This window comes from Roseateles sp., from assembly GCF_036486225.1.
In the GTDB taxonomy this organism is placed as follows: domain Bacteria; phylum Pseudomonadota; class Gammaproteobacteria; order Burkholderiales; family Burkholderiaceae_C; genus Roseateles.
The window spans coordinates 1-7,176 of the sequence record NZ_DASVNZ010000339.1; the positions used below are offsets into that span (position 1 = coordinate 1).

Genomic DNA, 7,176 nt, shown 5'->3' on the forward strand with positions numbered 1-7,176 from the left:
CCGACGCCAGGTGCGCCGTGAACACCGGCTGCACGTTGAGCCGGTCCAGCGCGGCCCCCTTGACCTCGCGCAGGATGCGGCCCAGCCCGGACTCCGAGCTGTACGCGAGCAGCGGCACCGGGGCGCCCTTCGCCCCCTTGCCGCCCTCCAGCGGATGCGCCGGCCCGCCGGCCGCGTCGGGCGCGCAGACCGGCAGCAGCTGATCCTGGCCAACAACGGCACAAGCAAAGGCCGCTTCATCGAGCGGCCCCGCCACCTGCCGATGCCCATGCGCGAGCACGAACTGCACCTGGCTCTGCAGCAGCAGCGCCTCGCACTTCTGCTGGGTGTCGGAGACGAGGTTCACCGGACCGACGCTGGTGCGCGCCTCCAGCGCACGCAGCCAGCGCGGCATGAACGAGAACGACAGCGCATGCGTCGCCGCGAAACGCAGCGTCTGCGAGCTGGCCTCCGCGATCGCGCGGGCCTCGCCGGGCACGCGGGCGACGTGCGCCTGCAGTTCCTGCGCGGTCTTGCGGAACCAGAGACCCGCGTCGGTCAGCCGCGCGGGCTGCGAGCTGCGGTCGAAGAGGTCCGTGCCCAGCCACTCCTCCAGCGCGCGGATGCGCCGGCTGAAGGCCGGCTGCGTCATGTGGCGCTCTTCCGCGGCGCGCGAGAAGTTGCCGCTGGCGGCCAGCACCATGAAGTCATCGATCCAGCTCAGGTTCAGCGTCATGGGGTGGCAAGGTGGGAAAGAGGCGGTGCCCGCAAAGCATCAAAAGCTAAGAAAACTGAATTGGCCTCGCGAGGGGGCCCGGCGGGATCATGCGACCCGTTCGAAGCCAACCCGAAGTGGAGTTCCCCGTGAAGATCGTCGAGATCCGAGAAAAGACGCTGCCGATCAGCAGCCCCATCCGCAACGCCTACATCGACTTTAGCAAGATGACCTTGAGCCTCGTGGCGGTCATCACGGATGTGATCCGCGACGGCAAGCCGGTGGTGGGCTACGGCTTCAACTCCAACGGCCGCTACGGCCAGGGCACGCTGATGCGCGAGCGTTTCATCCCGCGCATCCTGGAAGCGGATCCGGACTCGCTGCTCGACAGCCGCGGCATCCTCGACGCGCACAAGGTCTGGGACGCGATGTTCACCAACGAGAAGCCCGGCGGTCACGGCGAGCGCTCCGTCGCCATCGGCACCATCGACATGGCGGTGTGGGACGCGGTCGCGAAGATCGAGGGCAAGCCGCTGTTCCAGCTGCTGGCCGAGCGCTACGGCACCGGCACGCCCAACCGCAAGGTCTTCGTCTATGCCGCGGGCGGCTACTACTACCCCGGCCAGGACCACGGCAAGCTCAAGGACGAGATGCGCAGCTACATCGACCGGGGCTACTCGGTGGTGAAGAAGAAGATCGGCGGCGCCTCGCTGGACGAGGACCTGCGCCGCATCGACTCCATCCTGAGCGTGCTCGGCGACGGTCAGAAGCTGTGCGTGGACGCCAACGGCCGCTTCGACCTGGACACGGCGATCGCGTATGCGAAGGCGCTGTCGAAGTACGACCTGTTCTGGTACGAGGAGGCCGGCGACCCGCTGGACTTCGAGCTGCAGGCGACGCTGCGCAACTACTACGCCAACCCGATGGCAACGGGGGAGAACCTGTTCTCCATGCAGGACGCGCGCAACCTGATCCGGTACGGCGGCATGCGGCCGGACCGCGACTGGCTGCAGTTCGACTGCGCGCTGAGCTACGGCCTGGTCGAGTACCTGCGCACGCTGGACATGCTCAAGGAGCACGGCTGGTCCGCGAGCCGCTGCGTGCCGCACGGCGGGCACCAGATGTCGCTGAACATCGCGGCCGGCCTGGGCCTGGGCGGCAACGAGTCCTACCCGGACCTGTTCCAGCCCTTCGGCGGCTTCCCGGACGGCGTGAAGGTGGAGAACTCCTACGTCACGCTGCCAGACCTGCCGGGCATCGGGTTCGAGGGGAAGTCGGATCTGTATGCGGTGATGCGGGCACTGTCGGACTGAGATTCGGATGGGGCATCACCGCCCCAGCATCACCTCCTGATGCCCCTTCCCCGCCGGGATCATCGGAAAGCAGTTCTCCGCCGGCGCGACGGCGACGTCGAGGAAGTACGGCCCGTCGCTCGCCAGGCACTCGGCGAGCGCGGCGTCGAGATCCTCACGCTGCTCGACGCGGCGGGCCTGCCACCCGAAGCCCTTGGCCACCGCGACGAAGTCCGGCATGCAGGCGTTGTAGCTGTGGCTGTAGCGCTCGCCGTGGTGCAGCTCCTGCCACTGCCGCACCATGCCCATGTGCCCGTTGTTGCACAGCACGACCTTCACGCCGGCGCGGTGCTGCCGCGCCGTCGCCATCTCCTGCAGGTTCATCAGGATGGACGCATCCCCGCTGACGCAGACGACCAGCCGGTCCGGATGCGCCACCTGCGCGCCGATCGCCGCGGGCAGGCCGTAGCCCATCGTGCCCGCGCCACCGGAGGTCAGCCAGCGGCGCGGCCGTTCGAAGGCCAGGTGTTGCGCCGCCCACATCTGATGCTGACCGACGTCGGTCGAGACGATCGCGTCGCGACCGGCCAGCTGCGCCTGCAGCTGCGTCATCAGCGCCTGCGGAGCGATCACCTCCGGTGTGTCCTCGAAGGCCAGTGAGCGCTGCTTCCGCCAGGCGTCGATGCGCGTCCACCAGTCCGCGAGCCGTTCCGCCAGCATCTCGCGGCGCGCCAGCGCGTGACGCAGGCGCGGCAGCAGCACGCGTGCGTCGCCGCACAGCGCGAGATCCGCGCGGCGCACCTTGTCGATCGACGCCGGATCGATGTCCAGATGGATCACCCGCGCTCCGGGCGCGAAGCTGTCCAGGCGCCCGGTCACGCGATCGTCGAAGCGCGCCCCCGCGCAAACGATCAGGTCGGCGTGGTGCATCGCCAGGTTGGCCTCCAGCGTGCCGTGCATGCCCAGCATCCCCAGCCACTGCGGCGACGAGGCCGGCAGCGCGCCCAGGCCCATCAGGGTCAGCGTGCAGGGTGCACCGCTCAGCGCGACCGCCGACGCGAACGCCGTGCAAGCCGCCTCGCCTGCGTTGATCAACCCGCCGCCGCCATAGAACACGGGCCGACTCGCGCTCGCGATCCAGTCCGCGGCCTGGTCGACCGCGCGCACGTCCACGGCCGGCATCTCCCTGAGCGTCCTGATCGGCAAGCTCGCGGTCGATCGCGACGGCGCCAGCTGCACGTCCTTCGGCACGTCCAGCAGCACGGGTCCCGGGCGCCCGCCGCGCGCGATGTCCACAGCCTGGCGCACGCGCGCCGCCACATCGTCCCCAGGACGCAACTGTGCATTCCACTTCGTCACCGGGCGCGAGATGCCCAAGGCATCGCATTCCTGGAAGGCGTCGGTGCCGATCACCGCGCTGTTCACCTGACCACTGATGCAGAGCACCGGCATCGAATCGCACAGCGCATCCAGCAGCCCCGTCGTCGTGTTGCTCATCCCCGGTCCCGAGGTCACCAGCACCACGCCCAGCCGCCCGGTGCTGCGCGCATACCCCTCGGCCGCGTGCACCGCCGCCTGCTCGTGACGGACGAGGATGTGCCGCAGCCGCGGCTCGCCATGCAGCGCGTCGTACAGCGGCAGCACGGCGCCGCCGGGATAACCGAAGACGGTGTCCACGCCACAGGCCACCAGCGTGTCCAGCAGCGTCTGCGCGCCGTTGCGCGTCAGGGTTTCAGGGGCGCCCAGCACGGCGCGATCGATCAGTGCGTTCATGCGGACCAGTATCCCGGCGCCCCCTCGGGAAGCGTTGCCGTTCTTGCCTCCTAGAATCACCATCGCAGCAAACTTTCCTTTGAAAGTGCCATGGATCAGGAAATCAAGCTCGACAAGTTCGACCGCGCCATCCTGCGGGCCTTGCAGCGCAACGCGCGCGCCAGCCTGCAGGAGGTCAGCGAGGAGGTGGGGCTGACCACCTCTCCCTGCTGGACCCGCATCAAGCGTCTCGAGGAGTCCGGCGTGATCGAGGGCTACACCGTCAAGGTCAATGCCGAGAAAGTCGGCCGGCCGGAGCAGTTGATCGTCCAGCTCACGCTGAACAAGCACACGGACGCCGCGATGGCGGAGTTCGCCCGTCACCTCGAAGCGATCCCGGAAGTGATCGACGCCTACCTGGTCTCCGGCGACTACGACTACGTCCTGCGCCTCTCCGTCCGCGACACCCGCGACTACGAGCGCCTGCTGCGAGAGAAGCTCTACAAGATCCCCGGTGTGCGGCACAGCAAGTCGAGCTTCGTGCTGCGCTGCCTGAAGGCGAGCTCCCTGCCGCTCTGACGGCCGCTCCGGCGCGGACCGGCGCAGATCGGCATCACTTCGACACCGGCAGCTCCGGCACCTTCAGCAACCTCATCATGTAGGTGCGTGACGCCGCCACGTGGCGGCGCACCGCCTCGACGGCAATGGCGGGATCGGCGTGCGTGAGCGCCTGCAGCATCGCACCGCCCTGCACCGCCAGGATCTCCAGCTCCGGCGCCCAGAGTTCCATGCGCGCACGTCGAAACGCCTCCAGCAGCCGTCCGCGCGACGCCTGCATGCCCAGCGCCTGATCGTTACCGCCCAGGCACCCCAGGTGCTTCTGCAAGGCATCGTCCGCCGTCAGCAGCTCACCCACGCGACCCAGGCGCGTGGCCTCCTGCAAGGGCTTCAGCAAGGCCGTCACGCCAGCCAGCGTCCGCGCCGTGCCGGCCCAGGCGCCGCGGCAGGCGCGCGCCAGCAGCATCGCCTGCAACGCCTCGCGGACATCGAAGTACTCGTCGATGAAACGCGCGTCGACCGCCAGCACCACCGCGCCCTTGTTCATCCGCATGTCCACCATGCCGTCGCCCTGCAGCTGCAGCAAGGCCTCGCGCACGGGCACGTTGCTGACGCTGTAATGGGCGCTCAACTCGTGCAGCGTCAGGTGCTGCCCCAGCCGCCAGCAGCCGTCCTCGATGTCGGCGCGGATCTGGTCACGCAGCCGCAGATAGGTCGGCGTATTGATCGGGTGTGTGGAACGAACCATCGCGCCCTCCGTCCGGTGAATGGTGGTGAATGAGGATTCACTCTACGGAGGGGCCGGCTCCCCCGGCACGGTCCGGACGCCCATGAATCGGCGTTCTTGCTGAAGCGCAATGAATACGCAATCAGGCGGCGATTCGACTGCTCAATCCACGCATTTGTCGCGCCGCACCCTACTGGAATCGGTGGAATCGATGCCGCATCGAGGGAAGACACTGTGTCGTTTCCGCATCGGCGGCCACCAAGCGCTACAGTCGCGGCCGGGAGGTCTGCGACGCAGAGGCGAATGCCCGATGTCAAACACCCGAATGGAGCCCTTTGAATGGCCAAGTCGTTGAAGCAAGTCCTGTCCCAGATCGAGAAGCTGAAGAAGGAAGCGGAGTCGCTGCGCGCGAAGGAGATCTCAGGCGTCGTCGACCGCATCCGCGAAGCCATCGATCATTACGGGCTGACGGCCGAGGAGCTGTTCGGCGCTGGCGCCAGGAAGCCGGCGGGCCGGGGCAGAACGGCGAAGGCCGCCAAGACCGGCAAGGCCGCCGCGGGCCCGCGCAAGGCCAAGGCCCCGCGCAGCGCGGGTGCCCCGAAGTATCACGACGGCGCCGGCCGCACCTGGACCGGCGTGGGCAAGCGGCCCAACTGGTTCAAGGACGCGCTCGCCAGCGGGAAGACGGCCGAGGAGCTGTTGATCAGCTGATCCGTTGAGGGTGCGTGCCGCCCGGTGCGGCACCACCGGCGATGAAGGTCCTCATCGTCTGGATGACCGCTTCGCGCGCACTTGCCGACGACAGCGAGCACTTCACCGGCTCCGATTCGGAGATGGCGGTGTCCACCAGCGTGGCGTTGCGCAAATGGCGCGCGAGCACCGTCCTTTGCTCCGGCGTCAGTTGGGTGAGTGCTTGAAGGGTGGCCGCCGACGCGGCTTTCCCGGTCAGCTGGTGGCTCTCATTGGCAGGGCGGTCTCTTCCGATGAGGCCCCGCGCCGCCTTGGAATAGGCATCCGCGTGCTCGGCGAAACCATCGGCATTCAAGCGGCTTGCCAGCGCCTTCGCCGCCGCGCCCGCACCATAGTTGTCCTTCGAGCCGACAAGCTTGTTGATCACCCCCGCCTTCTTCGAAGTCGCGAATTCCTGGACGAGCGTCTGCACTTGCTTCGTGAGTCGCTGCTGGGCGTCGAAGAGTTCGGGTGAGCGTTGACGCTCGGAGGTCGAGAAATGGTCCACTGTCGAATAGATCGTCTCGGTCTTGTCAGGCTTGACGGCGGCATCGCTGACGCCGCCAGGACGCCGGCCGCCGGACTTCGACAGGAACTCGATCTGGATGTAGTTCAGGCTCGGTGCGTCATCGCGATAGGGCGCCAGCGATTCGGCATCCGAGCCCTCGGATCGCTGCTTTGAAGTCTCGGAGCTCGACGTCAAGTTGGCGTAGACAGCGTCCGTCGTCGCCGACGGGTCGGTGCGGGGCGAAATGGGGGGTGACATGGTGGGAAAGGGCGAAGTTGAAAGACGTCGGCCCGGCGCGCATTGCGCGGCAGGGCCGATGCTTCAGTCGCCGACGCCAACCTGTCTGGTTCGCTGAAAAAACCGGCTCACCACACCCGGCAACGCTCCGCGTCCGGCTTCACCATCTTCTGCCCCGGCTTGCAGCGGAAGGCCTGCTCGAACTCCGGCATGTTCACCGCCACACCGTTGATGCGATAGCGCCCCGGTGAATGCGGGTCGGTCAAGGCATGCACACGCGCATATTCAGGCCGGGCGTGGCTGCAGTCCCATTGCGCGAAGCCGACGAAGAAGCGCTGCTCCGGCGTCAAGCCGTCGCGGTCCGCCGGCTTCGGGGACATGTCGGCGATCTGCGCCTTCCACGCCGCGTGCGCCAGTACCAGGCCGCCCAGGTCGGCGAGGTCCTCGCCCAGCGTCAACTTGCTGTTGATGCGGATGTCGTCGACGACCACGTACTGCGCGTACTGCTTGGTCACGCAGGCGGCCCGCTGCTCGAAGGCCTGGCCGTCCTTCTTGGTCCACCAGTCGCGCAGGTTGCCCTTGGCGTCGAACTGGCGACCCTCGTCGTCGAAGCCGTGGATCAGCTCATGCCCGATCGTGCCGCCGGTGTTGCCGTAGTTCGGCGCGTCGTCCAGCTTCG

At 67.8% G+C, this 7,176-nt stretch carries 8 protein-coding genes; 3 read left to right on the forward strand and 5 right to left on the reverse strand.

Features of this window, described 5'->3' with window-relative positions:
• A partial coding sequence (locus VF536_RS22030; RefSeq protein ID WP_331617047.1) for a LysR family transcriptional regulator occupies positions 1–715 on the reverse strand: 715 nt, incomplete at its 3' end.
• Between the two features lie 128 nt (positions 716–843).
• Here VF536_RS22030 and VF536_RS22035 point away from each other — a divergent pair.
• Entirely contained in the window at positions 844–2,007 is a 1,164-nt protein-coding gene (locus VF536_RS22035) for a mandelate racemase/muconate lactonizing enzyme family protein (protein ID WP_331617048.1), read from the forward strand.
• 15 nt (positions 2,008–2,022) lie between these two features.
• Here VF536_RS22035 and ilvB read toward each other — a convergent pair whose 3' ends face one another.
• Entirely contained in the window at positions 2,023–3,759 is a 1,737-nt protein-coding gene (ilvB, locus tag VF536_RS22040) for a biosynthetic-type acetolactate synthase large subunit (RefSeq protein ID WP_331617049.1), read from the reverse strand.
• 90 nt (positions 3,760–3,849) lie between these two features.
• Here ilvB and VF536_RS22045 point away from each other — a divergent pair, with 90 nt between their 5' ends.
• Complete coding sequence (locus VF536_RS22045) at positions 3,850–4,317, forward strand: Lrp/AsnC family transcriptional regulator (protein ID WP_297532034.1); 468 nt, start codon at positions 3,850–3,852, stop codon at positions 4,315–4,317.
• Between the two features lie 34 nt (positions 4,318–4,351).
• Here the strand turns inward: VF536_RS22045 and VF536_RS22050 are convergent, their stop codons facing one another.
• Positions 4,352–5,044 carry a GntR family transcriptional regulator gene (locus tag VF536_RS22050; protein WP_331617050.1) on the reverse strand — a complete coding sequence of 231 codons (693 nt, stop codon included), beginning with the start codon at positions 5,042–5,044 and terminating at the stop codon, positions 4,352–4,354.
• Between the two features lie 318 nt (positions 5,045–5,362).
• Between VF536_RS22050 and VF536_RS22055 the strand changes: the two genes are divergently transcribed.
• On the forward strand, positions 5,363–5,734 hold the full coding sequence (locus tag VF536_RS22055; protein ID WP_331617051.1) for an H-NS histone family protein: 372 nt from the start codon (positions 5,363–5,365) through the stop codon (positions 5,732–5,734).
• On the opposite strand, the gene VF536_RS22060 is transcribed toward VF536_RS22055, so the two are convergent.
• The gene (locus tag VF536_RS22060) at positions 5,727–6,518 is read right to left on the reverse strand and encodes a hypothetical protein (protein ID WP_331617053.1); all 792 of its coding nucleotides are present in this window, start codon (positions 6,516–6,518) and stop codon (positions 5,727–5,729) included. The two genes, VF536_RS22055 and VF536_RS22060, sit on opposite strands and share 8 nt — an antisense overlap.
• Positions 6,519–6,625: 107 nt before the next feature.
• On the reverse strand, positions 6,626–7,176 hold a 551-nt coding region (locus VF536_RS22065; RefSeq protein ID WP_331617054.1), incomplete at its 5' end, for a M13 family metallopeptidase.

Coding starts and splice junctions, on each gene's coding strand:
- ilvB (WP_331617049.1), bottom strand. CDS start 3,759: ATGAACGCACTGATCGATCGCGCCGTGCTGGGCGCCCCTGAAACCCTG.
- VF536_RS22045 (WP_297532034.1), top strand. CDS start 3,850: ATGGATCAGGAAATCAAGCTCGACAAGTTCGACCGCGCCATCCTGCGG.
- VF536_RS22050 (WP_331617050.1), bottom strand. CDS start 5,044: ATGGTTCGTTCCACACACCCGATCAATACGCCGACCTATCTGCGGCTG.
- VF536_RS22055 (WP_331617051.1), top strand. CDS start 5,363: ATGGCCAAGTCGTTGAAGCAAGTCCTGTCCCAGATCGAGAAGCTGAAG.
- VF536_RS22060 (WP_331617053.1), bottom strand. CDS start 6,518: ATGTCACCCCCCATTTCGCCCCGCACCGACCCGTCGGCGACGACGGAC.